28 protein-coding genes are annotated in these 25,626 nt (G+C 67.1%); 17 read left to right on the plus strand and 11 right to left on the minus strand.

The window, feature by feature from the left end; genetic code table 11:
• Positions 1-248: 248 nt before the first annotated feature.
• From ACYYG1_RS04975 to pspF, 3 genes are all read right to left on the minus strand, one after another.
• Positions 249-1,424, minus strand: coding sequence for a hypothetical protein (locus tag ACYYG1_RS04975; RefSeq protein WP_461209183.1), 1,176 nt, complete (start codon positions 1,422-1,424; stop codon positions 249-251).
• Between the two features lie 262 nt (positions 1,425-1,686).
• On the minus strand, positions 1,687-2,763 hold the full coding sequence (locus ACYYG1_RS04980; RefSeq protein ID WP_461209184.1) for a lipid A deacylase LpxR family protein: 1,077 nt from the start codon (positions 2,761-2,763) through the stop codon (positions 1,687-1,689).
• Entirely contained in the window at positions 2,756-3,775 is a 1,020-nt protein-coding gene (gene pspF / locus ACYYG1_RS04985) for a phage shock protein operon transcriptional activator (RefSeq protein ID WP_461209185.1), read from the minus strand. The genes ACYYG1_RS04980 and pspF overlap by 8 nt, the downstream gene beginning before the upstream one ends.
• A 174-nt stretch (positions 3,776-3,949) precedes the next feature.
• Between pspF and pspA the strand changes: the two genes are divergently transcribed.
• The 15 genes from pspA (at position 3,950) to ACYYG1_RS05060 (ending at position 17,176) form a co-directional block, all read left to right on the plus strand.
• On the plus strand, positions 3,950-4,612 hold the full coding sequence (gene pspA, locus ACYYG1_RS04990) for a phage shock protein PspA (protein WP_461209186.1): 663 nt from the start codon (positions 3,950-3,952) through the stop codon (positions 4,610-4,612).
• 48 nt (positions 4,613-4,660) lie between these two features.
• Positions 4,661-4,909: a hypothetical protein gene (locus tag ACYYG1_RS04995; protein ID WP_461209187.1), complete on the plus strand. Its 249-nt coding sequence runs from the start codon at positions 4,661-4,663 to the stop codon at positions 4,907-4,909.
• On the plus strand, positions 4,896-5,360 hold the full coding sequence (gene pspC, locus ACYYG1_RS05000; protein WP_461209188.1) for an envelope stress response membrane protein PspC: 465 nt from the start codon (positions 4,896-4,898) through the stop codon (positions 5,358-5,360). Before ACYYG1_RS04995 ends, pspC begins: the two co-directional genes overlap by 14 nt.
• 161 nt (positions 5,361-5,521) lie before the next feature.
• On the plus strand, positions 5,522-5,833 hold the full coding sequence (locus tag ACYYG1_RS05005) for a c-type cytochrome (RefSeq protein WP_461209189.1): 312 nt from the start codon (positions 5,522-5,524) through the stop codon (positions 5,831-5,833).
• Between the two features lie 4 nt (positions 5,834-5,837).
• Complete coding sequence (locus ACYYG1_RS05010; protein ID WP_461209190.1) at positions 5,838-6,755, plus strand: SCO family protein; 918 nt, start codon at positions 5,838-5,840, stop codon at positions 6,753-6,755.
• Complete coding sequence (gene ctaD / locus ACYYG1_RS05015) at positions 6,752-8,383, plus strand: cytochrome c oxidase subunit I (protein ID WP_461209191.1); 1,632 nt, start codon at positions 6,752-6,754, stop codon at positions 8,381-8,383. Before ACYYG1_RS05010 ends, ctaD begins: the two co-directional genes overlap by 4 nt.
• Positions 8,376-8,975, plus strand: a complete 600-nt coding sequence (locus tag ACYYG1_RS05020) for a cytochrome c oxidase subunit 3 family protein (protein WP_461209192.1) — start codon at positions 8,376-8,378, stop codon at positions 8,973-8,975. Before ctaD ends, ACYYG1_RS05020 begins: the two co-directional genes overlap by 8 nt.
• A gap of 20 nt (positions 8,976-8,995) precedes the next feature.
• On the plus strand, positions 8,996-9,295 hold the full coding sequence (locus ACYYG1_RS05025; RefSeq protein WP_461209193.1) for a cytochrome C oxidase subunit IV family protein: 300 nt from the start codon (positions 8,996-8,998) through the stop codon (positions 9,293-9,295).
• Positions 9,292-10,503 carry a cytochrome c oxidase subunit II gene (gene coxB / locus ACYYG1_RS05030; RefSeq protein WP_461209194.1) on the plus strand — a complete coding sequence of 404 codons (1,212 nt, stop codon included), beginning with the start codon at positions 9,292-9,294 and terminating at the stop codon, positions 10,501-10,503. Before ACYYG1_RS05025 ends, coxB begins: the two co-directional genes overlap by 4 nt.
• Positions 10,500-11,324: a UbiA family prenyltransferase gene (locus ACYYG1_RS05035; RefSeq protein WP_461209195.1), complete on the plus strand. Its 825-nt coding sequence runs from the start codon at positions 10,500-10,502 to the stop codon at positions 11,322-11,324. The genes coxB and ACYYG1_RS05035 overlap by 4 nt, the downstream gene beginning before the upstream one ends.
• A 28-nt stretch (positions 11,325-11,352) precedes the next feature.
• Positions 11,353-11,778, plus strand: a complete 426-nt coding sequence (locus ACYYG1_RS05040) for a DUF4079 family protein (RefSeq protein ID WP_461209196.1) — start codon at positions 11,353-11,355, stop codon at positions 11,776-11,778.
• 83 nt (positions 11,779-11,861) lie between these two features.
• Positions 11,862-12,344, plus strand: a complete 483-nt coding sequence (locus tag ACYYG1_RS05045) for an adenosine-specific kinase (RefSeq protein WP_461209197.1) — start codon at positions 11,862-11,864, stop codon at positions 12,342-12,344.
• Between the two features lie 224 nt (positions 12,345-12,568).
• Positions 12,569-14,626 (plus strand): elongation factor G, encoded by a 2,058-nt coding sequence (gene fusA / locus ACYYG1_RS05050; protein WP_461209198.1) that lies wholly within the window; start codon positions 12,569-12,571, stop codon positions 14,624-14,626.
• Positions 14,627-14,811: 185 nt separating this feature from the next.
• On the plus strand, positions 14,812-15,531 hold the full coding sequence (locus ACYYG1_RS05055) for a lysophospholipid acyltransferase family protein (protein WP_461209199.1): 720 nt from the start codon (positions 14,812-14,814) through the stop codon (positions 15,529-15,531).
• Positions 15,521-17,176: a ribonuclease J gene (locus ACYYG1_RS05060; protein ID WP_461209314.1), complete on the plus strand. Its 1,656-nt coding sequence runs from the start codon at positions 15,521-15,523 to the stop codon at positions 17,174-17,176. Before ACYYG1_RS05055 ends, ACYYG1_RS05060 begins: the two co-directional genes overlap by 11 nt.
• Before the next feature lie 222 nt (positions 17,177-17,398).
• Here the strand turns inward: ACYYG1_RS05060 and flgM are convergent, their stop codons facing one another.
• From flgM to ACYYG1_RS05075, 3 genes are all read right to left on the minus strand, one after another.
• Complete coding sequence (flgM, locus tag ACYYG1_RS05065) at positions 17,399-17,710, minus strand: flagellar biosynthesis anti-sigma factor FlgM (protein ID WP_461209200.1); 312 nt, start codon at positions 17,708-17,710, stop codon at positions 17,399-17,401.
• 227 nt (positions 17,711-17,937) lie between these two features.
• The gene (locus tag ACYYG1_RS05070; RefSeq protein ID WP_461209201.1) at positions 17,938-18,159 is read right to left on the minus strand and encodes a hypothetical protein; all 222 of its coding nucleotides are present in this window, start codon (positions 18,157-18,159) and stop codon (positions 17,938-17,940) included.
• A gap of 130 nt (positions 18,160-18,289) precedes the next feature.
• Positions 18,290-18,808, minus strand: a complete 519-nt coding sequence (locus tag ACYYG1_RS05075; protein WP_461209202.1) for a hypothetical protein — start codon at positions 18,806-18,808, stop codon at positions 18,290-18,292.
• Positions 18,809-18,954: 146 nt separating this feature from the next.
• On the opposite strand from ACYYG1_RS05075, the gene ACYYG1_RS05080 reads away from it, so the two are divergent.
• Positions 18,955-19,215: a hypothetical protein gene (locus tag ACYYG1_RS05080; RefSeq protein WP_461209203.1), complete on the plus strand. Its 261-nt coding sequence runs from the start codon at positions 18,955-18,957 to the stop codon at positions 19,213-19,215.
• A 29-nt stretch (positions 19,216-19,244) separates the two neighbouring features.
• Here the strand turns inward: ACYYG1_RS05080 and ACYYG1_RS05085 are convergent, their stop codons facing one another.
• Positions 19,245-20,039 (minus strand): tetratricopeptide repeat protein, encoded by a 795-nt coding sequence (locus ACYYG1_RS05085; RefSeq protein ID WP_461209204.1) that lies wholly within the window; start codon positions 20,037-20,039, stop codon positions 19,245-19,247.
• 209 nt (positions 20,040-20,248) lie between these two features.
• Here ACYYG1_RS05085 and ACYYG1_RS05090 point away from each other — a divergent pair, with 209 nt between their 5' ends.
• On the plus strand, positions 20,249-22,549 hold the full coding sequence (locus tag ACYYG1_RS05090; RefSeq protein WP_461209205.1) for a cache domain-containing protein: 2,301 nt from the start codon (positions 20,249-20,251) through the stop codon (positions 22,547-22,549).
• A 5-nt stretch (positions 22,550-22,554) separates the two neighbouring features.
• On the opposite strand, the gene ACYYG1_RS05095 is transcribed toward ACYYG1_RS05090, so the two are convergent.
• The 4 genes from ACYYG1_RS05095 to ACYYG1_RS05110 form a co-directional block, all read right to left on the minus strand.
• Positions 22,555-23,022, minus strand: coding sequence for an arsenate reductase ArsC (locus ACYYG1_RS05095; protein ID WP_461209206.1), 468 nt, complete (start codon positions 23,020-23,022; stop codon positions 22,555-22,557).
• Positions 23,023-23,105: 83 nt separating this feature from the next.
• Positions 23,106-23,333: a hypothetical protein gene (locus ACYYG1_RS05100; protein WP_461209207.1), complete on the minus strand. Its 228-nt coding sequence runs from the start codon at positions 23,331-23,333 to the stop codon at positions 23,106-23,108.
• Positions 23,334-23,426: 93 nt separating this feature from the next.
• Complete coding sequence (locus ACYYG1_RS05105) at positions 23,427-24,743, minus strand: M48 family metalloprotease (protein WP_461209208.1); 1,317 nt, start codon at positions 24,741-24,743, stop codon at positions 23,427-23,429.
• Between the two features lie 64 nt (positions 24,744-24,807).
• On the minus strand, positions 24,808-25,593 hold the full coding sequence (locus ACYYG1_RS05110) for an amidohydrolase family protein (RefSeq protein ID WP_461209209.1): 786 nt from the start codon (positions 25,591-25,593) through the stop codon (positions 24,808-24,810).
• Positions 25,594-25,626 lie beyond the last annotated feature (33 nt).

Here is a 25,626-nt window from a genome sequence, read left to right on the forward strand (position 1 = left end):
AGGCCCGGCCCAAGGCAAGGCCCGGGCCCCAAACGAGCGGGGCCGGGAAAACCCGGCCCCGAGGCGAACATATTGTGGTCCTCTGGAAGCCTGGAATAATATTTATGCAGGCCGTTCCAGAATAGTGAGATGCAAGGCGCAAGAAAAATTCAAGACCGAAGCGTACTCCCCGCGCTTACGCTACGTGAGGGTTTGAATTTTTCGCAGCAGCGAAGCGACGCAGCAGATCGCTGTTTTGGGGCGGCCTGCTAGCCCCGTAGCAGGCTTGGGGAGCCGAGCTTGTCCTTGAGGTATTCCAACAGCAGGGTGCTCACGCGCTCCTCGCGCGTGTCCAGGACCTTGGCGTAGCCGCCGTCCTTGACTAGCTTGGCGAAGCTCTCGGCCCCGGAGTCCGGGTACTGCTTGAAGAGCTGCTCCATGCTGCGGGCGTAGTTCCTGATGCGGCGGTCCAGCTCCTGCTCGGACAGGTCCCAGAACTCGCGGGCCTTGGCCGCCAGCTGGTTCGCGGCGGGCAGGAGCCGGGACTCGATGACCGTTCGGAAGGCCTGGGCGTAGCGGCGGCAGCCCGCCAGGATGTGCTTGGGCCGCACCACGTTCATGCCGGCCCACCCCGCGCGCAGCCACTTGTACACCGTGTTGGTGGTGGTGCCGTCGGGGTTCTCCACGTACACGGCCACGGACATGGCCTCGTACATGTAGGTGCTCATCCAGCCGATGCCGCCCTTGGTCAGGCCCTCGATGCCGGAGTAGAAATATTCCCATTTGCCGTCGTCCAGGACCACGCCCTTGCGCCCCACTTCCGAGGGGCCGTCCTGCAGGGCTACGGACACGAACACGTTGCGGCCCTTGTGCTTGTACAGGACCAGCAGGCGCTTCATGTCGTAGCGGTAGTAGCCCCCGGAGAACAGGTCCGGCGTGATCTCCTCGAATTCCCGGCCGTGGAGCACCAGGGGCGCGTCCGGCGCGGGCAGCTGCTCGCAGAGCGGCTTGTCCTGGTTCAGGATGTCGCTGTCCGGATACCAGCCCGACAGGCGCACCACCGAGGGCAGCATGAGGTAGGAGGGGATGTCCGGGTTGTAGGCGTATTCCAGGATGCGCGTGAGCGGCGCGCGCACGGTCTCGCGCAGGGCCACGCCGTTGGCGCCGCGCAGGTCGTCCAGGGTGCGCTCCTTGCCCGTGCCCGTGAGCACCGATTCGGCGAGCTCGGCCAGGGACTGGGCCGAGGGGCTGGCCCCGTCGTCGGCGGTGGCGGCCAGGATGTCCTCCACGGCGTGGAGCAGGGGGGCGGCTGTCTTGGGCTGTTTTTTGGCTGCCGAGCCGAGCATGGCCGCTTCGGCGTCGCCGGACTCGGCCAGGGCGGGCCGGGCCGGGAAGGCGAGCAGCATGATGGCGAGGATCAGCGGGATCGAAAGACGTATGTTCATATGTGTATGGTTCCGTTGTGTGTCGGATTTGTTGTGCAACGCCATGGACGGCATTGTGGCGATCAAGTCACGATACCCATTAAAACCGCCAATAGCAAGGCCCCGCGCCCGCCGGCCCGGCGCGGAGGCGTTCCCGACGCAGGCCGTTCAAAAATGGTGAGATGCAAGGCGCGAGAAAAATGCAAGACCGACGCGTATCCCAATACGCGAGGTTTTGCATTTTTCGAAGTAACGCCGCAGATCGCCGTTTTTGGGCGGCCTGCTAGAAGGACCAGCTCAGGCACATTGAGCCGAAAATCTGCGGGTCCTTCTGGCCGTCGAACTCCTCGCTGCGCAGCACGTGGGTGTAGGTCAGGGTGCAGCGGCCCATGATCAGGGACACGCCCCCGTAGAGGTCGCCCACCAGGGGCTTCTTGGTCACGTGGTGGCTGGAGCGCCAGGTGTTGCCGTCCAGGAAAATGTTGCGGGCCACGGCCCGGCCCTCCGCGCCCAGGAACACGTTCCAGCCCCATCCCTGGTTCAGGCGCGGGTCCCCGGGGGCGGCGGGCGCGGGCACCGAGGCCCCGGGCCGCAGCAGGGAGACCCCGAAATCCTGGGGCAGGTGGTAGCCCAGGCGCACCTGACCGCCCGCGTTGGCATAGGTGTAGACGTTGCCCAGCGCCGCGCCGAAGTGCGGGATGACGTCCGCGCTCCAGCCAGGCCGCGAGAGGGTATATTCCTCGCGCAGGCTGCGCTGCCAGGTGGCCATCAGGGCGGGTTCGTCGTGGATCTGGTGCTCCCAGCCCCCGGAGCGGAACTTGTTGATCAGGTCGTGCCAGGAGTCCTGCACGAGTTCCGAGTGCGCCGAGGGGCCCACCACGCCCAGGCTGAGCTCGAAGGTGTCCAGGCGGGCGGCGTTCTTGGCGTGCAGGGCCAGGGACAGGTAGGACCAGCCCGCATAGGGCCTGTCGTCCTCGATGAGCTCCTGGGCGTGGGTGTCCACGGGGGTGTACATGTCGTTGCCGATGGACAGCCCGATGTTGTGCATCGTGCCGGGGTCGTTGACGAAGGGCGCCTGCCTGATGAGGGGGATGAGCCACGGGAAATAGTCGGCCACCATCTCGCTGTGGGCGTATTCGCGCAGGTCCTTGGAGAGGATGGAGAGCTTGAAGGCGTTGGTGTAGTGCTGGTCCGTGCCGCCGAACATGTCGTTCTCCTCGTAGAACGACATGGACCAGCTCTGGCCCGGGGCCTCGGGTTCGTCCGCTCGGGCGGACGGGGCCGGGGCCGCCAGGGCCAGGACGGCCAGGGCGCAGGCCAGGACAAGAAACCGCCATGCGGCCGGGCGTTGTTCAGTCATCCCTCTCTCCCTGGTGCTTGCGGTACAATCCCCGGAACTGATGGTAGGTCAGCCCCAGGATGCCTGCCGCCTTTTTCTGGTTGTGGCGGGCCGCTGTCAAGGCGTTTCGCAGCATGTCCCGCTCCAGCAGGAGCACGGCGTCCTTGAGATGCACGGGGCGTCCGGCCCCGGGGCGGGCGGGGGCCTGCGGTTTCACGGCGTCGCGCCGGGCCTCGGATTCCCGGGGCCGCCAGGGCGAGTCGAAGGGGTCCAGGACCAGTTCCCGGAGCACCGCGCCCGGGGCGCGGTACATGGAGCGTTCCACCGCGTTCTTCAGCTCGCGCACGTTGCCGGGCCAGGGATGCTCCGTGAGGGTGCGCACGACCTCGCCCGACAGGCGCGGGGCCTCGTCCTGGCCCAGCTCCACGGCCATGCGCGCGGCGAAGTGCCGGGCCAGCAGCTCGGCGTCGCCGGAGCGGCAGCGCAGGGGCGGCAGGGTCAGGACCTCGAAGCTCAGGCGGTCCAGCAGGTCGCGCTTGAAGCGCCCGGCCTCGGCCAGGGCGGGCAGGTCCGCGTTGGTGGCGCCCACCACGCGCACGTCCACGCGTACGGGCCGCGCCCCGCCCACGCGCTCGAACTCCCCGTATTCCACCACGCGCAGGATCTTCTCCTGGGCCGTGGGCGGCATGGTGGCGATCTCGTCCAGGAACAGTGTGCCCCCGTCCGCCGTCTCGAAGCGCCCGGCGCGGCGCGCGCCCGCGCCCGTGAAGGCCCCGGCCTCGTGGCCGAAGAGCTCGCTCTCCAGGAGCGAGGGGGCCAGGGCCGAGCAGTTCAGCGCAGCCAGCGGCCCCTGCCAGCGCGGGGAGAGGTAGTGCAGCCTGCCCGCGGCCAGCTCCTTGCCCGTGCCGCGCTCGCCCACCAGGAGCACGGGCCTGTCCACGGCCGCCACGGCGGACAGGCGTTCCATGAACTCCAGGAAGGCGTCCGACTGGCCCAGGAATTCCATGCTGGAGGCTGATTCGTCATTTGGCATTTTTAGCTCCATGTTGGTTTTAAAAACCAATCTAAGGCATATATAGCTTGGATATGTGCAGGGGTCAAATTGATATTAGTAATGATCCTGGCGTATTGTATGTCATTTTGTCTTCGGCATGGTTTCTGCTTTGGGAGCGGCAGGATATAACGCAAGACCCCCAAGGAGGACCCCATGGGTGTGTTCAGCCGATTCAAGGATATCGTGGGCTCCAACCTCAACGCCCTCCTGGACCGGGCCGAGGATCCGCGCAAGATGATCCGGCTCATGGTCCGCGAGATGGAGGAGACCCTGGTGGAGCTCAAGGCCTCCTGCGCCAAGACCATGGCCGAGCGCAAGAACTTCGAGCGCGAGCGCGCAATGGTCCAGGCCGGGCTGGACAAATGGGCCGCCCGCGCGGACCTGGCCGTGGCCAAGGGCCGCGACGATCTGGCCCGGGAGGCCCTGGTGGAGAAAAACTCCCACGCCCGGCGCATGGACGCCCTGGACGAGGAGGCCGCGCACCTGGACGCCCTGGTGGAGCAGGCCCGGGAGGACATCTCGCGCCTGGAGGATAAGATGCAGGCCGCGCGCGAGAAGCAGCGCCTGCTGGAGCAGCGCCACGCCCGCGCCGCCCAGCGCCGCAAGGCCGGGGACACGCTGACCCGCGCCGAAAGCTCCGACGCGCTGTTGCGCTTCGACGGCTTCGAGAGCCGCATTGAGCGCATGGAGGCCGAGGCCGAGCTGGCCGCGCCCAAGAAGCGCCCCAACCTGGAGGACGAGTTTGCTCTTCTGGAAAAAGAGGATAGCATCGAAAGCGAACTCGCGGCCTTGAAGGAAAAGGCCGGAGGCAAGTAGGGCGCCGCGTCGAGCGGGCCGCAGCAACCCTCACAGGGACGGGATCACATGGGCCATTTCTTCGTCGGATTCATCATCGTGCCGCTGCTCATCGTGGTGGGCGTGGTCTTTCTCCTGGCCAGGCTGTTCAGCGGGGCGTTCACCCGCCGCGAGCCCGAGGAGCGCGTGGACGAGACCAGGATGATCCAGGAAATCTACCACAAGCTGTCCGCCATGGAGGACAGGGTCGAAGTGCTGGAGACCCTGCTCGTGGAGGGCGGAGGCAAGGCCAAGGACAAGAACCATGAGCAGGTATAACGGACAACGCGGCGGCCGACGGGCCTGGTGCGGCCGGGGCATGAGCGGCGGCTGCGGCCCCTTTGCCGGCGGCGGCTGGCAGCAGGGGACGCGCGGCCTGTACCGCTCCCGCGAGGGGCGGTTCCTGGGCGTGTGCAGCGGCCTGGCCGGATATTTCGACGTCCCGGTCTTCTGGGTGCGCTTCGGGGCCGTGCTGCTGATCCTGTTCACCGGGCTCTGGCCCGGCTTGGCCCTGTATTTCATCGCCGCGCTGGTCATGCGCCTGGAGCCCGTGGTGCCGCCCGCCAGCGCCACGGAGCGGGAGTTCTACGACTCCTACGCCCGTTCGCGCTCCGACGCCCTGGCCCGCATCCGCGACAAGTTCGACCGCCTGGAGCGGCGCATCCGGCGCATGGAGGACAAGGTGACCTCCAAGGATTGGCAGTGGGAGCGGCGTATGAACCAGGAATGAGCCCTTTCCGGAGACAGGCTTTCAAGGGCCCCGCGGCGTTGTCCGCGGGGCCCTTTCGTTTTGGCCGCGCATTGCCGGCGGTGGGATGCAATTTCCCCGCAAGTGTAATAGAATGATTGACAATTGTTGTGAAATATTCCTGTAAGTAATGGAGAATTCAGATGAAACACGTTTTCTGGATGTGCTTCGGCCTGCTGCTGTGCGTTGTGTTCGCTTCCTCGGCCCTGGCCGACGGCAAGACGGTCTACATGCGGTGCGCCGGGTGCCACGGCGCGGACGGCGCCAAGCACGCCCTGGGCGCGTCGCCACCCATCAAGGGCCAGAGCGCCGCCGACCTCCTGCAGAAACTCCAGGGCTACGCCGACGGCTCGTACGGCGGGGCCAAGAAGGCCGTGATGATCAAGACCCTCAAGGGCCTGAGCCCGGAACAGCTCAAGGACGTGGCGGACTACGTCGCCGGCCTGGGAGGGTAGGAGCATGAGAGGGGGGGGGATTATCGCGCTGGTCCTGGTCCTGTTCCTTTGGGGCGCCCCGGGCCCGGCCTGGGGCCAGGACCACGGCGCGGCGCCCATGGGGCATGCCGGGCAGGGGAGCATGGACCCGGCCCAGGCCATGGACCATGCGGACCACAACGCCATGGGCCAGGATCACGACCACGAGGCCCTGATGCGCGAGGCCCAGAAGGGGTCGCTGCCCGTGGGCGTCAGCGAGCGCCTGGGGGAGATGATGCCCGCCGACGCCGAGTTCACGGATTCCGAGGGCACCATCGTGCGCCTGGGGGACCTGTTCACCCGGCCCACCATGGTCCTGCCCGTGTACTACACCTGCCCCAACGTCTGCCACATCCTGCAGAGTTCCTTCGCCCGTATCCTGCCCCAGGTGGCGCTGACGCCCGGGGAGGATCTCCGGGTGGTCTCCCTGTCCTTCGACAACCGCGACACCGTGGAGAACGCGGCCCGGGCCAAGGGCAACTTCACCACGGCGTTGCGGGGCAAGTTCCCGCCGGAATACTGGACGTTCCTGGTGGGCGACACGGCCAACATCACCAGGGCCATGGACGCCCTGGGCTTCGGCTTCCAGCGCGTGGGCGACGACTTCGCCCATCCCGTGGTGGTGGTGGCCGTGGCCCCGGGCGGCAAGATCGTGCGCTATCTCTACGGCTCGGATTTCCTGCCCTTCGACGTGACCATGGCCGCCACCGAGGCCGCGCGCGGCCAGGTGGGCCTGTCCGTGAAGCGGGTCCTGTCCTACTGCTTCAGCTACGACCCCGAGGGGCGGCGCTACACCTTCGACCTGATGCGCGTGGCCGGCATCTCCATCCTGCTGGTCATCGCCGTGGTCATGGCCGTCCTGTTCATGGCCGGGCGCAAGCGCCGCAAAGGAGAGGAGCGATGAGCGACACGCCTGCCGCCGCCCCCGCGGGCACCTTCTGGGACAAGCGGGGCCTGGCCTCCTGGCTGCTGACCACGGACCACAAGCGCATCGGCCTGCTCTACCTCTGGTGCGTGCTGGGGTTCTTCATCGTTGGCCTGATCCTGGGCCTGGCCATCCGCCTGGAGCTCATCGCCCCGGGCCAGACCATCATGGGCCAGCAGACCTACAACGCCGTGTTCACCCTGCACGGCGTGGTCATGATCTTCCTGGTGGTCATCCCCAGCATCCCGGCGGCCTTCGGCAACATCATCATGCCCCTGCAACTGGGGGCCGAGGACGTGGCCTTTCCCCGGCTGAACATGTTCTCCTGGTGGCTCTACGCCATCGGGGCCGTGGTGGCCCTGGCCTCGCTGTTCACCGGCCAGGGGCCGCCGGACACGGGCTGGACCTTCTACGTGCCCTTCTCGTCCACCACCACCACCAACGTGTCCGTGGCCGTGGTGGCCGTGTTCATCCTGGGCTTCTCGTCCATTCTCACGGGCATGAATTTCGTGGTCACCATCCACCGCCTGCGCGCCCCGGGCCTGGGCTGGACGCGCCTGCCCCTGTTCACCTGGAGCCTGTACGCCACGGCCTGGATCCAGGTCCTGGCCACGCCCATTCTGGGCATCACGCTGCTGCTCATCATCGCCGAGCGGGTCCTGGGCATGGGCATCTTCGACCCCGCGCGCGGGGGCGACCCCATCCTCTACCAGCACCTGTTCTGGATCTATTCCCACCCGGCCGTGTACATCATGATCCTGCCCGCCATGGGCGTGGTCTCGGACATCATCCCCGTGTTCGCGCGCAAGAACATCTTCGGCTACAAGACCGTGGCCGTGTCGGGCCTGGCCATCGCCTTCGCCGGGTCCCTGGTCTGGGCCCACCACATGTTCGTCTCGGGCATGAGCGACACGGCGGTGATGGTCTTCTCCTTCTTGACCTTCATCGTGGCCATCCCGTCGGCCGTGAAGGTCTTCAACTGGACCAGCACCCTGTACAAGGGCTCCATCCACCTGGACCCGCCCCTGGTCTTCGCCCTGGGCTTCATCTTCCTGTTCACCATGGGCGGCATCACGGGCCTGGTGCTGGGCGCGGCGGGCACGGACGTGCACGTGCACGACACCTATTTCGTGGTCGGGCACTTCCACTACGTGATCTTCGGGGGCACGGGCATGGGCCTGTTCGCGGCCATGCACTACTGGCTGCCCAAGGTCCACGGCCGCATGTACGACAAAGCCTGGGCCAACGTCTCGGCCCTGGTCCTGGTGGTGGGCCTGAACGTGCTTTACTTCCCCATGTACCTCCTGGGCCTGGCGGGCATGCCCCGGCGCTATTTCGACTACCTGCCCCAGTACACGAACCTGCACGTGGTCAGCACCGTGGGCTCGTGGATCACGGCCCTGGGCGTGCTGATCATGTTCGCGAACCTCTGGCGCGGCATGGCCCGGGGCCCGGCCGCCGGTCCCAACCCCTGGGGCGCGGCCACCCTGGAGTGGACCCTGGCCTCCCCGCCGCCCACCCATAATTTCGACGCGGAGCCCGTGGTGGAGCGCGGGCCGTACGACTTCAGGGGCGTGGCCCGGCCCGGGGAGGCATCCGATGCATGAGGCTCATTACGATCCCGAGGGCGCGAAGCTGGGCATGTGGCTGTTCCTGTTCACGGAGATCCTGCTCTTCGGCGGGCTGTTCGTGCTCTACGCCGTGTACCTCTCGCGCCACCAGCCCGCGTTCCACGTGGCGGGCCGGGAGCTGGACACGGCGCTGGGAACCCTGAACACCGTGGTCCTCATCACCTCCAGCGCCTTCGTGGCCATGGCCGTGGCCGCCCTCAGGAAGGGCCGGGTGCGCCTCGCCTCGCGGCTGACCATGCTGACCATCGCCTTCGCCGGGGTGTTCCTGGTGGTCAAGTATTTCGAGTGGGGGGCCAAGTTCCACCACGGCCTGTACCCCGGGGGCGCGGAGCTGGCCGCGCGGGAGCCCGGGCAGATGGTCTTCTTCTCCCTGTACTACATGATGACCGGCCTGCACGGGGTGCACATCGTGGCGGGCATGGCCGTGTTGGTCTGGGTGCTCCTGCTCATGCGCGCGGGCAAGGTCACGCCCGAACGCTTCACGGCCCTGGAGAACGGGGGCTTGTACTGGCACCTGGTGGACCTGATCTGGATTTACCTCTTCCCGCTCTTCTATCTCATCACCTGAGCGGGCCCCGGGGAGGCGACATGACGAGCGAGACGCACGAACATCACGGCCCGGGCTACGGGCTGCTCACGGGCATCCTGGCGCTGCTCCTGGCCCTCACCGCCGCCACGGTCTGGGTCACGAGCCTGGATTTGGGGTTCCTGCACGTGGCCGCGGCCCTGATCATCGCCACGGTCAAGGCCGGCCTGGTGGTCTTCTATTTCATGCACCTGAAATACGAAAACTGGCTGCTCAAGGGGTTCGTGCTGATGACCTTCGCCATCCTGGCGATCTTCATCGGCTTCACCTTCTTCGATACGGCCTACAGGGGGACGACGTGACGGGACAGGTTTTCGAGGCCGCGCGGCTGGTGGACCAGGCCTTCCTGTTCATCCTGTCCATAGCCGTGGGCATCCTGCTGCTGGTCACGGCGCTGATGCTCTTTTTCGTGTGGCGCTACCATTACACGAAGAATCCCGTGCCCACGGAGACTCCGGGCAACATCTGGCTGGAGCTGGCCTGGGTCGTCATTCCCTGCGTGCTGGTGCTGTTCATGTTTTTCGCCGGGTGGGACAGCTACAAGGCCATGCGCTCGGCCCCGGAGGGGGCCATGGAGATCGGCGTGGAGGGCCGCATGTGGTCCTGGGCCTTCACCTATCCCGACGGCAGGCGCTCCAAGGAACTGGTGGTGCCCGTGGACACGCCCGTGCTGCTCAAGATGACTTCCGTGGACGTGATCCACAGCTTCTACGTCCCGGCCATGCGCATCAAGATGGACACGGTGCCCGGCCTGACCACCACGGTCTGGTTCAAGTCCGACGCCGCCGGGGAGTTCGATATCCTCTGCGCGGAATACTGCGGGCTCAAGCACGCCAACATGCTGGCCGTGCTCAAAGTGGTGGGCCAGGAGGAGTACGAGGCCTGGGCCCGGGGCGCCACCCCGGGCGCGGCAAGGGGCGTGGAGCTCCTGGAGGCCAACGGCTGCACGGCCTGCCATTCCCTGGACGGGAGCGAGAGCGTGGGCCCGAGCTTCAAGGGCATCTCGGGGCGCGGGGTCACGGTGCTGTTGCCCGACGGGGCCAAGGCCGAGCGCATCGTCGACGAGTCCTACCTGCGCCTGGCCATCCTTCAGCCCGAGGCCGAGGTGGTGGAGGGCTTCGACCCCGTGATGCCGCCCTACGAGGGGGCCCTGTCCGACGAGGATCTCAAGGCCATGGTCGGCTACCTGATGCGCGGCGACGCCGCGCCCGCGCCCCCCGGGCGCGAGCTGGCCGAGAACGAGGGCTGCCTGTCCTGCCACTCCACCGACGGCACGGTCATCGCCGGGCCGTCCTTCAGGGGCTTGGCCGGTTCCCGCCGTCAGGTCGTCGCGGACGGCAAGGAGACCGACGTGGTGGCCGACGACGCCTATCTGGCCCGGTCCATCGTGGATCCCGGGGCCAGCGTCACCAAGGATTTCGACCCCTTCATGCCGCCCTACGACCATCTGGCCCCGGAGCAGGTCCAGGCCCTGGTTGACTGGATCAAGAGTCTGGGGGACGGCGGATGATGCGCCTGGACGACGTCCTGGCCCTGGCCCGGCCGCGCGTGAGCCTGATGGTGGGCGCGGCCGCCCTGTTCGGCGGGTTGCTGCACGGGGGCGGAGAGCCCTGGCGCGTCTTCGCGGCGGCCCTGGGGTCCGTGCTGGTCTGCGCGGGGTGCTCGGCCCTGAACCAGGCCCAGGAGCGCGGCCGCGACGCCCGCATGCGCCGCACCCGGAACCGGCCCCTGGCCTCGGGGCGCATGGCCTCGCGCGCGGGCCTCGTCCTGTGCCTCTCCTGGCTCGCGCCGGGGCTGGCCCTCTACGCCCTGTCCGGGGGGGCGGGGCTCCTGGCCCTGGGGCTGGCCGTGCCGGCCGTGTACAACGGCCTGTACACACCCCTCAAACCCGTGACCGGCCTGGCGCTTCTCGTGGGGGGGCTGGCCGGGGCCGCGCCGCCCCTGGCGGGCTGGCTGGCCGCCGGAGGGAGCGCCGCCGACCCGCGCATCCTGGCGGTGGGCGCGGCCTTCTACATTTGGCAGGTGCCGCATTTCTGGCTCATCGCCCAGGCCCACGCCCGGGACTACGAGCGCGCCGGGTTCAGGCCGCCGTGGGGCGGGTTGTCGCCCGGCCTGTACCGGCCGCTCATGGCCCTCTGGATGCTGGCCCATTTCACTGCCATACTGGCCATGGCCGCGGCGGCTCCGCGCTCCGGCCCCTGGGTATTCGCCACGGCCTGCATGGGCGCGGCGGCCATGGCCGGGTTCGCGGCCCTGGGCCGCGCCGGGCGGGCCCGGCGCGCGGCGGACATTACCCTGGCCGCGGCCCTGTGCTGCCTGCTGGCCGTCTGATTCCATCCGCAACCATCGGAGGTCGCCCGTGCTCTGGATTCATCCCGTTCTGCAACTGCTCAGCACCCTGGCGGCCCTGTACGTGCTCTGGCTGGGCATCGCGCGTTTTCGCTGCAACCACATGGGCTGCAAGCTGTTCTTCGACTGGAAGGCCCACGTGCGCTGGGGCAGGGCGGTGATCATCGTCTGGTTCGCCATGCTGGCCCTGGGCGTGGCCATGACGCGCGCGAGCTGGGGCATGGCGGGCATCACCGGGGCTCATTATATCGCGGGCCTGGCCACGGTCCCGTTCATGGCCGCGGGCTACGCCACGGGCTCGTACCTGGACCGGGTCAAGAAGCGCCGCAAGGCCCTGCCCCTGATCCACGGCCTGTGCAACACCGCGCTCCTGGCCCTGGCCCTGTACCAGGTCTGGTCGGGGGTGGGGGCCGTGCGCCTGTTTCTCCTGCCCTGACAGCCCGCGCGCATCCCCCTTTCTCGCCGTGCCCGCCTGTGCTAGGTGTCGTCGAGCAAAGACACCCAGCCCAGGAGGCCATAATGGAATTCAGCAACATCGCCATCCAGAACCCCGATTCCCTGAACCTGATCATCGGCCAGTCGCACTTCATCAAGACCGTGGAGGACGTGCACGAGGCCGTGGTCTGCACCGTGCCCATGGCCAAGTTCGGCCTGGCCTTTTGCGAGGCCTCCGACGTCTGCCTGATCCGCCTTTCGGGCACCGACGAAGAGTGCGTGGAGCTGGCCCGCAAGAACGCCGAGGCCCTGGCCTGCGGCCACAGCTTCATCCTGTTCATGAAAGACATGTTCCCCATCAACATCGTCAACGCCGTGCAGGCCGTGCCCGAGGTGGTGCGCCTGTTCTGCGCCACGGCCAATCCCGTGGAGGTGGTGGTGGCCGAGACCGGCCTCGGCCGGGGCATCATGGGCGTCATCGACGGCTACGCCTCCAAGGGCGTGGAGGGCGAGGCGGACGTGGCCAAGCGCAAGGATTTCCTGCGCATGATCGGCTACAAGTTCTAGGCCCGGCGCGGGCGTCCCGGCGCGGGCGTCCCGGCGCGTTTCCGGAGCCCCGCCCCAGGGGGCTCCGGGGAGCGCGGGACGTGCCGCAAGGCTTCTGATGTGCTTGACAATCTTGAAGCCCTCTTCGTATAGGTCTATGCCTTTGAAAATCTTTGTATGAGGGGTTGAAGAATACCGGGCCGCCTTCCGGAGGCCGCGGGAACTATGGAAAAAGGGAGAAACCAATGTCGGATGCGCTCAATAGTCAGAGAACGTACGCCCTGGTGGGACACGGCGGCGTCGGCAAGACTTCCGTGGCCGAAATGCTGCTCTTCACCTCGGGCGTCGTGAACCGCCTGGGCAAGATCGAGGAAGGCACCACGTCCCTCGATACCGAGCCCGAAGAGATCAAGCGGCGCGGCTCCATCCAGCCGGCCTTCGCAACCTACTCCTGGAAAAAGAATTCCCATTTTCTCATCGACACTCCCGGCGACAACAACTTTACCGGCGATATCGGCTACTCCCTGACCGCCGCCGACGGCGTGGTCCTCACCGTGGACGCGGTGGACGGCGCCAAGCCCCTGACCAGGAAGCTCTGGGAAGAGGTCAAGGCCGCTGGCCGTCCGGCCATGGCCTTCATCAACAAAATGGACCGCGACCGCGCGGACTTCCAGATGGCCTTCGACAGCCTGGTGGACATGCTGGGCATCAAGCCCGTGCTCCTGTACATGCCCATCGGCGCCAAGGAGGACTTCAAGGGCGTGGTGGACGTGCTGGGCGGCAAGGCCCTGTTGTTCGGCGCCGACGGCGCGGTCGCCGAGGGCGAGATCCCCGGCGACATGGCCGACGAGGTCGAGGCCCTGCGCGAGACCATGGTGGAGAACATCGCCGAGGCCGACGAGGAACTCATGGAGAAGTACCTCGAGGAAGGCGAGCTGACCCCCGAGGAAGTGGCCCGCGGCATGCGCGCGGGCGTGCTCTCCGGCGAGCTGGTCCCCGTGGCCTGCGGCGCGGCCCTGAGCAACATGGGCGGCGCGCTGATCCTGGACATCGTCCAGGACCTGTTCCCCTCGCCCCTGGACCACGCCCCCTGGCAGGGCGTGGACGGCGAACTGGCCGTGGCCGAGGACGGCCCCATGGCGGCCTTCGTGTTCAAGACCCTGGCCGACCCCTTCGCCGGGCAGCTCACCGTGGTGCGCGTGCTTTCCGGCCAGCTCAAGCCCGACAGCACCGTGCTCAACGTGGGCAAGGACGAGAAGGAGCGCGTGGGCCAGCTCCTGGCCATGGTGGGCAAGGAGCAGAAGCCCCTCAAGGGCGCGGCCGGCCCCGGCGCCATCGTGGCCATGGCCAAGCTGAAGTGCACGGCCACGGGCGACACCCTCGTCGACGAGAAGGGTTCCTTCGCCTACCAGGCCCCGGTGCTGGCCCCGTCGCTGATCTCCTACGCCCTGGCCCCCGAGGAAAAGGGCGAGGAGGACAAGGTCTACACCGCCGTGCAGAAGCTCTTGGGCGAGGACATCTGCCTCAAGTTGACCCGCGACGCCGAGACCGGCGACATCCTGCTCTCGGGCTCCGGCCAGCTGCACATCGAGATAAGCGTTGAGCGGGCCAAGCGCCGCTACAAGACCAATATCCTGCTCAAGACCCCCAAGATTCCCTATCGTGAGACCTTCAAGGGCAAGGCCGACGTGCAGGGCCGCCATAAGAAGCAGTCCGGCGGCCGCGGCCAGTTCGGCGACTGCTTCATCCGCCTGGAGCCCCAGCCGCGTGGCGCGGGCTACGAGTTCGCCGACGAGATCGTGGGCGGGTCCATCCCGCGCCAGTATATCCCGGCCGTGGACAAGGGCATCCAGGAGGCCGCCGCGCGCGGCGTGGTGGCCGGGTACCCGGTGGTGGACTTCAAGGTGGCCTGCTACGACGGCTCCTACCACACCGTGGACTCCTCGGAGATGGCCTTCAAGGTGGCCGGCTCCATCGCCTTCAAGAAGGCCGCCGAGGTGGCCAAGCCCGTGCTCCTGGAGCCCGTGGTCCTGATCAGCGTGTTCGTGCCCGACGAGTTCATGGGCGACGTCATCGGCGACCTCTCCAGCCGCCGGGGCAAGGTGCTGGGCTCGGATTCCAAGTCCGGCGTCACCGAGGTCAAGGCCCACGTGCCCATGGCCGAGGTCCTGAAGTACGCCCCTGATCTGCGGTCCATGACCGGCGGCCAGGGCACCTTCACCATGGAGTTCGACCATTACGAGGAGGCCCCGCCCCAAGTGGCCGAAAAGGTCATCGAGGAGAGCAGGAAGGAGCAGGACTAGTCCGGCTTCGTCCTCCCGGCGCATCCGAAACACAGGGCCGCCTCCCGGGGCGGCCCTTTTCCGTCCGGCTTGCGATGTGGTTTTCCGAGGCGCGGCTTGTCCGGCGGTGCGATTTCCAGTACATTGCTGCGTCACGAACACACCAACCGCGCCCTCTCCGGGGCAGGAGCCGTTTCGCACCGATCATGCTGAGAACAATTTACTTTTATCTTATCGCGTTGCCCGCCACGGGCCTGTTCAGCGCCATCGCCATCGCGTTCCCCCGCTTCGCCGGCTGGAGCGGCAGGACCTGGGCGGGCATCCTCTGCCGGGCCACGGGCGCTCCCCTGGCCGTGGACCTTTCGGCCCTGGACCCGGACCGAAACTACGTGTTCATGGCCAACCACCAGAGCCAACTGGACATCCCGCTGTTGAACCACGTGCTCGGCTCCCGCAAGGTGGGCTTCGTGGCCAAGCAGTCCCTGTTCGACATCCCGCTCTTCGGCCGGGCCAGCGTGGCCGCCGGGCACATCCCCATCGACCGCTCCAACGGCCGCCGGGCCATGAAGAGCATCGACGCCGCGGCCGAGAGCGCCAAAAACGGCGCCGGGGTGATCATCTTCCCCGAGGGCACGCGCAGCGAGGATCTCTCCAAGATACACGAGTTCAAGGTCGGCGGCATGCTCATCGCCCTGAAATCCGGCCTGCCCGTGGCGCCCGTGGTGGTCACGGGCACGGGGTTCGTGCTGCGCAAGCGTTGCCTGCGCATCCGCCGCGCGCCCATCCGCGTGCGGGCCCTGCCCCCCCTGGAGACCTCGGGCTACACCCTGAAGGACCGCGAACGCTTCATGGCCGACCTGCACGCCATGATGGACGCGGCCTATCGCGAGCAACTGAAGGAGGAGGGCCTTGGCGATGCTGCGTGAACGCGAGGTCCGGATCACTCCCCTGGGCGGCCTGGGCGAGATCGGCATGAACTGTCTGGTGGTGGAATCCCGGGACTCCATGTTCGTGGTGGACTGCGGGGTGATGTTCCCGGAGCATTTCCTCCTCGGCATCGACGTGGTCATCCCGCGCTTCGACTACATCCTGGAGAACAAGGACAAGCTCAAGGGCATCGTCCTGACCCACGGCCACGAGGACCACATCGGCGCGCTGCCCTGGCTCATGCCCCACGTGGACGTGCCCCTGTACGGCTCGGAGTTCACCCTGGGCCTGGTGGCCGGGCGCCTGCGCGAGCACGACCTGGAGCGCTTCGTGGACATGCGCGTGGTGCAGGACCGCGAGCGCGTGGCGCTGGGCGATTTCGCCGTGAATTTCTTCCCGGTCTGCCATTCCATCGTGGGCGGCTACGGCCTGGGCATCGAGTCCCCGGCCGGGCGCATCGTGCACACCGGCGACTTCAAGATCGACCGCTATCCCCTGGACGGGCTGGAGACGGACCTGAAGGCCTTTTCCGAGTTCGCCGCGCCCGGGGCGCTGCTCATGCTCTCGGACTCCACCAACGTGGAGATGGACGGCTACGCCCTGACCGAGCGCGAGATCAAGGCCTCGCTTAAGGAGATATTCGCCGCTGCGCCGGGCCGCATCCTGGTGACCCTGTTCTCCAGCCACATCCAGCGCATGCAGGAGATCTTTGACCTGGCCCGGGAGTTCGGGCGCAAGGTGGCCGTGTCCGGCCGCAGCCTGCAGCGCAACATCGACCTGGCCAGCGAGCTGGACTACCTGCGCACGGGCGGCGGCACCGTGGTGTCCCTGGAGGACCTGCACCGCTACAAGCCCGAGGAGATGGTGCTCCTGGTCACGGGTTCCCAGGGCGAGCCCCTGGCGTCCCTGTCGCGCATCGCCCAGGGCGAGCACCGGCAGCTGCGCATCCACCAGGGCGACCTGGTGCTGCTGTCCTCGCGCTTCATCCCGGGCAACGTGCGCGCCATCACCCAGGTCATCAACAATCTCTACCGCCTGGGCGCGGAGGTCATCTACGAGCGGGTCTCGGGCATCCACGCCTCGGGCCACGCCTACAGCGAAGAGCTGCGCATCATGCTGGAGACCGTGTCCCCCAAGTTCTTCGTGCCCGTGCACGGGGAGTACCGCCATCTGGTCAAACACGCGCGCCTGGCCCGGGAATGCGGCGTGCCCCGCGAGCGGACCATCATCCTGGAAGACGGCGACCCCCTGACCCTGTCCCCCACCTCCATCCGCCTGGAGGACAGGGTGCCCGTGGACTGCATCTACGTGGACGGCAAGGGCGTGGGCGACGTGGGCCAGAGCGTGCTCAAGGAGCGCCACCTCTTGGGCGGCGAGGGCATGGTGGTGGTGAACATGGTCATCTCCAGCGAGACCGGCGAGCTGCTCTCGGGGCCGGACATTCTGTCCAAGGGCTTCGTGTTCGAGCAGCAGTACAGCCACCTCCTGGAGGACGCCAAGTGCGTGGTCCTGGACATCTTCGAGAACGTGCGCCCCGGGGACACGGACAAGCTCCGGGAGCGCATCCGCTCGTCGCTCAGGCGCTTCTTCCGCCGGGTTCTGGAGCGTGATCCCGTGGTGGTGCCGACCATCGTCCTCATCTAACAGACTGTCCCACAACGCACGTCTGCTTCGTTGCTTCGAAAAAGGCAAACCCTCGCGTATTGGGATACGCGTCGGGCTTACCTTTTTTTCGCGCCTCGCATCCGCACATTGTGGAACAGCCTGACACGGCTGTTGTGAGATGGGGAAAGACAAAAATACGGGGCCCGGCTCCCCTCGTGCGAGGGGAGCCGGGCCCGTGAAATATGGTCTTTTGGCCAGGGCCTACTGGAAGAGGTCCAGTTCCTCGGCGATGAGCTTTTCGGCGATGGTCCTGCCGTTGGCGTTGTAGGTGCCGGCGTCCACCTGCTCCTTGAGCCGGGCCACCTCGTCCTCGCGGATGTCCGGGGCCTCCTGCGCGGCCTTCATGGCGGTGGCCAAGAGGCGCGCGTCCTCGCTCACGGAGATGTTGTCGCCGGTATCCGCCGAACCATTGACGCCCTTGGCGTTCTGGCCGTCGGCTTCCAGTTCCTTCTGCTGCCTGATGCGCAGTTCGTCGTAAGCCGATTTTCCGTTTCCAACACCGTTGATGGACACGCTGCTATCCTCCATTTCCGCGGTTGCCGGGCCGTTACCCGGTTCCGCTTGATTGCACACTAGACCGGCCCTGCGCTGGTTGTCAAACAGGGCGCCGGAACATTTGCAAAATCAGGGCCAGATGTGCCAAGGGCGCAGGGCGCGGCTAGTGCGCCGGCGCGCGGGGCCGGGCAAGGGGACCCGGACCTCGCGCGATGCGGCGTGGGGGCTTGGGCGCCGACCAGGCGTCAGGACGAGTAGCCCAACGACTGGATCAGTTCGCCACGGGAGTTGTAGACCGGCGAAGCCTCGACGGCGACGAGCTTCTGGGCCAGGGACGGATCGGCATAGACCTGACGGCGAAGTCGGGCCTTCCTCACGTCCTTCATGGCCTCGGCCATGGTCTGCTTACTCTGTGGCTGCGGCTCCAGGCCCTTGGCGTGAATCGTGTCCACTGCTGCAAGAGTCATGATGAAACCTCCGTGTTTCAAGCTGGGGCGCAATCCGTGTGCCGACAGAAGTCTAATCGTCCGGATGGGGCCGCGTCTTTAGGGCCGGAACGGGATTTTCGTCTTCAGGCCCCGAGGGCGGGGGTGTGGCTCAGGCGCACTGTTCGCGCTGCGGCCCCGGGCAGGAGGAAGCCAGGTGGCAGCGTTCGCAGCCGCCCCGCCAGGGCAGGGCCGTGAGCACGGCGTAGCGGCGGTCCAGGGTGTTGGGTTCGGCAAAGGACAGGCCCAGCTCCGCAGCGGCCTCGCGCATGGCCGGGCTGGGCTCGGGCACGGGCGCGCAGCCGTGTTCCGCGATCTCGGGCACCAGCATGGCCGCCGCGGCCATCAGGCAGTCCACGGCCAGGGCGTGCTCCAGGAAGCCGCGCCTGGGGGCCTTGCCCCAGGTGGCCTCCACGCGGGCCTCTACGTCCTTGCTCAGCCAGGCCAGGATCCAGGTTCCCGTGCCGTTCTCGATGCGCTGCACGCGCAGCCCGGCTGTGAGGCCGTCCCACAGGGCGCGCAGGGCCTGGATGTCTTCGGGGGGCAGCTCGCCCGCGTGGCTGGTGGCCAGGAAACGGTCGGCGTCAAATTCCGGACGGACGTCGACGGCGGAGATGGAGTAGTCGGACAAGAGGAAGCGGCTCCTTTGCTGTTGTCGTTGGCTTGCCGGGCGGACATCGAGCAATATCCATGCCGCCTTCCGGGCGCAACTGGACAGGGCGCTGCGGGCCGATTATCATATGTCCAGCGGGCGCATTCCGCGCCCCGGAGAGCAGCATGGCCTATTTCAAGGACAGCGGATACACGCGGGCGTTCCGGGACCTGTTCGAGCGTCTGCCGCCGTATACCCTGCACAACATGCGGGCGTCCCGCGAGAACGAGATGCAGCGCATCGAGTCCGCCCGCCAGTCGGGTTTCGCCGCGCGCACCCAGACCGGCGCGTCCGTCAAGGACCGCTTCACCGCGACCCCGGCCGTGAACGGCCTGGCCCCCCGCCCCGAGTCCGGGGTGGGGCGGATCGTCAATTCATCGGCCTGATTTCCCCGCCGCGATACTTCGGAGTTGGGTCAGGAAGCCGTTCCGTCGCCCGACTGCAGCGCGTTCTGTTCCTCGACGAAGCGTTCGATTTCCCTGAGCAGCAGCTGGCCTTCCTTGAAGTCCGGGTTCAGGCCCAGGGCCATGGCCGCGAATTCCATGGCCTGGTCCATGTTCTCGTTGTCGTAGCAGGCCCGGGCCAGGTTGAAGAAGAGGTGCTCGTCTGTCCTGGAGAGCTTCAGGGCGCGCTGGTAGTATTCCAGGCATTCCTCGTACATGCCGCTCTTGCGCAGTTCGATGCCGAACTCGTTGAAGAGGTGCTTGTGCTCCTCCCGGAAGGTGCCCTTGAGGCTGACGATGCGCCGGAAGGTGTGGCGCGCGCGGTCCTGGTCGCCCATGCCCAGGTAGCTGAGGCCCAGGCCGAAGTTGGCCCGGATGTGGAACTCGTCGATTTGCAGGGCCTCGTTGTAGGAGAATTCCGCGCTGTACAGTTCGCCCTTTTCCCTGTGCTCGTCGCCCTGGGTCACGGCGCGCTCCAGCTGGGCGAGCTTGGGTTTGACCTGGCTCATGTAGATGTCGGGCTCGGGAAAGAACGTGGCCACCGCCTTGGCCAGGTCGGCGGGCTCGCGTTCGCCCGAGGGCAGGTAGTCGCGGCTCAAGGGGCGCAGGAAGGTCTCGCCGTTTTTGTCGCGTTCCAGAAACCAGAATTTCTTTATCTTTTCGTTGCGCTTGGTGCCGCCGAAGCCCACCGATTTGGTGATCATCTCGGAGAAGACCCCCTGGAAAGGGCAGGGGATGATGGCATCGGGTGTTTCGGCTTGGTTCATGCTCGTGCTTTCGCTACTGGTGCGGGTGAATTTCTTTTTATTATTGTTCACTTTCATGCGCGGTTGGTCAAGGCCGGAATCGGGCGTCGGCCGCTCGGGACGGAGTTTCGCCAGGCAGTTCATTTTTTTCCTGTTTTCCAGTAAACAGTGATGGAGGGATCGGCGGTTTCCATTTTCTGATTCGCACGTGAGCCGAAAGGGAAGCACCCATGACCATCCGTTCCAGGATCTTCGCCGGTTTTTTTCTGGTCTGCGCGGGTACCGTCATCTTCGCCGGGCTGGGGCTGTACGCCCTGCTCGGCGATGCGGTGCGCAAGGACATCGAGAGCGGTCTTTCCAGCACGTCCACCGTGCTCATGGAAATGGTCAGCACATCGGTGAAGGTCTCGGTGCGCAACCATCTGCGGGCCGTGGCCGAGAAGAACCGGGACATCGTGGCCCGGCTGCATGCCCGGGCCATGCGGGGCGAGATGACCGAGGCCCAGGCCAAGGCGCTGGCCAGGGATATCCTCCTGTCCCAGGCCATCGGCAAGACCGGGTACATCTATTGCCTGACCAGCCGGGGCATGCTGGACGTGCACCCCGTGGCCGCCACGGGCACGGACCTCGCCGACCACGCCTTCATCCAGCGCCAGACCATCGAAAAGAACGGATACATCGAATATTTCTGGAAGAACCCCGGCGAGCCAGCGCCCAGGCACAAGGCCCTGTACATGGCCTATTTCGAGCCCTGGGACTGGATCATCTCCGCCAGCTCCTACCGCGAGGAGTTCAAGAACCTGGTGGACGTGGAGGACTTCCGGCCGGGCATCGAGGGGCTGCGCTTCGGCCGGGACGGGTACGCCTTCGTGCTCGATTCGGCGGGCAACGTGGTCCTGCATCCCTACGCCAAGGGCAACGTGCTCGAGCAGCTCGACGCCCACGGCCAGCCCCTGATCCGCGAGATAGTGAGCCGCAAGTTCGGCAAGATCCACTACCGCTGGAAGAACCCGGGGGAGGACAAGGCCAGGAAGAAGATCGCCACCTTCAGCTACATCCCGGAGGTGGACTGGGTGGTCTGCGCCACGGCCTACGAGGCGGATTTCGACGCGCCGCTGAGGCACCTGCGCAACTCGGTCCTGGGCATCGTGGCGGTGACCCTCTGCCTGGGGCTGTTCTTTTCCTGGCGCATCGGCCGTTCCGTGACCGGCCCGTTGCGGGAGATCGTCAAGGGCTTCGGCACGGCCATGGAAGGCGACTTTTCCGTGCGCCTGACCCCCAGGGAAAACGACGAACTGGGCACCGTGGCCCAGTGCTTCAACGGCTTCATGGAGCGCATCCAGGAATACGACCAGAGCCTTCGGCGCGAGATCAAGGAACGCCGCGCCGCGGTCAAGGGGGAGAAGCTCCTGCGCGGGCACCTGCAGGAGGTCATCGACTCCATGCCCGCCATGGTCCTGGGCGTGGACCGGGAGCGCAGGATCACCCTCTGGAACCAGCGCGCCGAGGAGATGCTCGGCCAGAATGCCGGGGGGGTCCTGGGCAGCCCGGTCATGGACGTCTGCCCGGTGTGCGCGACCTTCACGGACCTGATGGACGAGGCCATCCGCGAGCGGCGGCCCATGACCCGGGACCGCATCCCCGGCGTGCGCGACGGCAGGACCGTGTATCACTGCCTGGAGGTTTCGCCCCTTCCCGGAGGCAACGGCGCGGTCATCGTCATCAGCGACGTGACCACCCGCGTGCAGGCCGAGGAAATGATGGTCCAGAGCGAGAAGATGCTCTCCGTGGGCGGGCTGGCGGCGGGCATGGCCCACGAGATCAACAATCCCCTGGGCGGCATCATCCAGGGCGCGCAGAATCTCGGCCGCCGCCTTTCCGCGGACTTCCCGGCCAACCTCCAGGACGCGGCCGAGGCCGGGTTCTCCATGGAGTCCCTGGCGCGCTACATGGAGCTGCGCAAGATCCCGCGCATCATCGAAGGCATCCAGGAGAGCGGCAAGCGGGCGGCCATGATCGTGGCCAACATGCTGGAATTCAGCCGCGTCAGCGCGGCCTCCCGGTCCTCCCACGACGTGGTGGAGCTGTTGGAAAAGGCCCTGCTCCTGGCCCAGAGCGACTACGATCTCAAGCGCAGCTACGACTTCAAGGCCATCACCCTGCACCGGGAATTCGAGTCCGGCCTGCCGCCGGTGATCTGCTCGGGCATCGAGATCGAGCAGGTCTTCCTGAACCTTTTCCGCAACGCGGCCCAGGCCTTGGCCGGGGTGGAGCACCCGGAGCTGCGGCTGTCCGCGTCCCGCGAGGACGGCTGGCTGCGCGTGGAGGTGGAGGACAACGGGCCGGGCATGGACGAGGAAACCCGCAAACGCATCTTCGAGCCCTTCTTCACCACCAAGGAGGTGGGCCAGGGCACGGGGCTGGGGCTGTCCGTGTCCTATTTCATAATCGCGGACAAGCATTCCGGGACCTTCGCCGTGGATTCGGTGCCCGGCCGGGGCGCGCGGTTCATCATCCGTCTGCCCCTGTAGCCGCCTCAGACGGAAAAGCCCATGGGAGCGGATTCCGACGCGGACGGCAGGCTCTGGGGCAGGGTCTCCACCCAGGCCCGTATCTCGTCGCGCACGCGGCGGTAATGGGGCAGGGCCTCGTCGTCGGGCAGTCTCCTGCCCAGGGCCGCCGGGTCGTCGAAGCCGTGGTGCAGCTGATGCGCCCGGCCCGGGAAACGCGGGCAGGACTCTTTGGCGTGTCCGCAGAGGGTGATCACCCAGTGGAAATCCAGGGAATCAAGGTCCTCCACCAGCTTGGAATACTGGCCCGAGAGGTCCACTCCGGCCTCGGCCATGACCCGCTTCACCAGCGGGTTCATGCCGTGGCGTTCCACGCCCGCGCTGGCCGGGGCGATGACCCCGGGCTTGAGGCTCCGGGCCCAGGCCTCGGCCATCTGGCTGCGGCAGGAGTTGCCCGTGCACAGGAAAAGGATGCGCAGGGGGGTGTCGTTCATATGGTCTCCTTGGGGCCCGCGATGGCTCGCCCGGCCCGTTCGGGTACCCTACGCACCGCGTGTTGCGGGCGTGTGACGCGGCCTCAGGCCTGGGGAACCGGCGGGATTTCCCGGCAGAAGTCGTCCCATTCCGCGCAGGTGTCCGGGGTTACGGGGGCGTTGTAGGGCTTGCCGCATTCCGGGCACTGGGCCAGGGCCTTGGGGGCCTCGCCCTGGGGCAGGGCCAGGCGTTCATCGGCGGCGATGCTCAGGATTTCCTCGTGTCCGCAATGGGGGCAGCGGGCCTGGACGGCGTAGGTCTTGTCGCTCATGGGGTTCTCCGCATGGTTGGTCGGCGTTCGCCGGTTTATTATCAGTAGATATTACTAATAAATCGGCACAGAAAGTCAAGCCCGCGAAATCCCTCAATCCTTGACGTAGCCCCAGTCGCGCAGGCGGCTGTAGGCCTGGTTGGCGTTGTTGCCCTTGCTGCCGGTCTTCAGGAAGCGGCTGTATTGCTGGGCGGCCTCGCGGCGGCGGCCCATGGCGTCCAGGGACAGGGCCTGCCGGTAGACGGTGTTGGGGTTGCCGGGCAGGGCCCGCTCGTAGGCCGTGAAGTCCCTGAGGGCCGCGTCCGGCCGCCCGCCAGCCAGCTCGGCCATGCCCGCCACGTGCAGGGCCTGGGGCTCGCCGGGCTGAGCCTGTTTGGCCTGGTCCGCGTAGCGCTTGGCCTCGGCGTCGCGGCCCTGGGCCAGCATGCATTTGCTCATCAGCAGGAGCCCCGCGTAGTCCCCGGGGGCCAGGCGAAGGGCCTTGGCGAACTGGGCCTCGGCCTCGGGGTACTGCTTCTTGCCCATGTACTTTTCGCCGGTCTGCATGGCCTCGATGGCCGGGCCCAGCTTGCGCAGGGACGCGGTGTTGTCCATGTAGCGCTCGCGGTACAGGGGCAGCTTGCCGGCCGAAGCGTAGGTGGTTTCGGCCTCGTATTCGGCGGTGTCGCGGCGCTCCTCGCTCATGGGATGGGAGGCGAAGAGGGTCTCCAGGGCCGAGGGTTTTTCCGTGTGCAGGTCCACCAGATGCTGCTGCAGGCCCACCATGCCCTGGGGGCTGTAGCCTCCGGCCACCATGTACTCCATGCCCAGGGCGTCGGCCTGGCGTTCGTCCTCGCGGGAATAGTGCGCCAACAGCGCTCCCGTGCCCACGGCCCCCAGCCCGGCGGCCAGGGGCGCGAGGTCGTCGTAGCGGCTGGCGGACACGCCCAGGACCAGCCCGGCGGCCAGCCCCTGGACGATGAGGGCCTTGGACATGCGCGCGGCCGTGTGCCGGGCGTTGACGTGGCCCAGCTCGTGGCCCAGGAGCGCGGCCAGTTCGCCCTCGTTCTCCAGGTCCAGGAGGATGCCGCGCGTGGCCGCGATGCTGCCGCCCGGGAAGGCGTAGGCGTTGACGTAGGTGGCGTTCACCACCTGGAAATTGTAGGGCATGTCCGGCCTGTGGGAGCGCCTGGCCAGGCCCAGGCCCACGCCGGAGACGTACTTCTGCAGCGCGGGATCGGCGGCGCGGCCGTAGTCCGCGGAGAACTGGTGCGGGGCGTTGTCCTTGTCCAGGCTGATCTCCTGATCGCGGGATACGAACATCAGCTGCTGCTGGCCGGTGACGGGGTTCACGGCGCAGCCCGCGATGAGCCCGGCCGCGCCGAGGCTCGCGGCGTACAGGAAATGTCTGCGGGTCATGGTCCGGGTCATGGTTCCTCCTGGATTGCTGCGGCCAATGTACACCGCCCGGGCGCGGAAGCTCAAGGCCGGGCCGTCAGCCCAGCAGGCGGTGGGCCGAGGAGAGCATTTCCTCCAGCTCCGCGTCGCGCAGGGACAGGCGCATCTGCAGGCGTTCCATCTCGCGGCCGGGGTCGAACAGCGGGTAGTCGCTGCCGAAGATGATGCGTTCGCGCGGGTGGCGGCGCAGGATGGCGGCCAGGGTGGCGGCGTCGATGTAGGGGATGGTGCTGGAGGTGTCGATGTACACGCGGGAGCCGATGAGCGCGTCCAGGGCCCATTTCCAGTGCAGGTAGCCGCCCATGTGCGCGGCAATGATAGTCAGCCCCGGGAAGTCGTCCACCACGCGCCTGAGCTTGTAGGGGCAGGACGGATTGTCCTTCGGCGCGGCCTTGTCGCCCACGTGGACCATGAGCACGAAGCGGCCCGAGGCGGCCTCGAAGATGGGTTTGAGGGCCGGGTCGTCCAGCCAGAAGCCCTGGAAGTCCGGATGGATTTTCAGGCCCTTGATGCCATGGGCCTCCAGGCGGTCCAGCTCCCGCTCCCAGCGCGCGAACCCGGGGTGCACCGTGCCGAAGGGCAGGGCCTGCCCGTAGCGGCGGGCCAGGTCCAGGGCCCAGTTGTTGGCCGGGATGACCTGGGCCGGGGCCGTGGCCGCGGTGTGCACCACGAAACGGTCCAGGCCCGCGTCGGCGATGCGCCGGGCCAGATCCTCGACGGTGCCGTCCCCACGGGGCGGGATGCCGTAGTGTCCGACCATCTGCCCCAGGACCTTGGGGGCGATCTTGGGATGGAAGGCGTGGGTGTGCACGTCATAGAGCATGGCGCGCATCCTGCCCGCCGTGTGCGGGAATTG

The sequence above is a fragment of the Desulfocurvus sp. DL1XJH-121 genome (genome assembly GCF_054819825.1).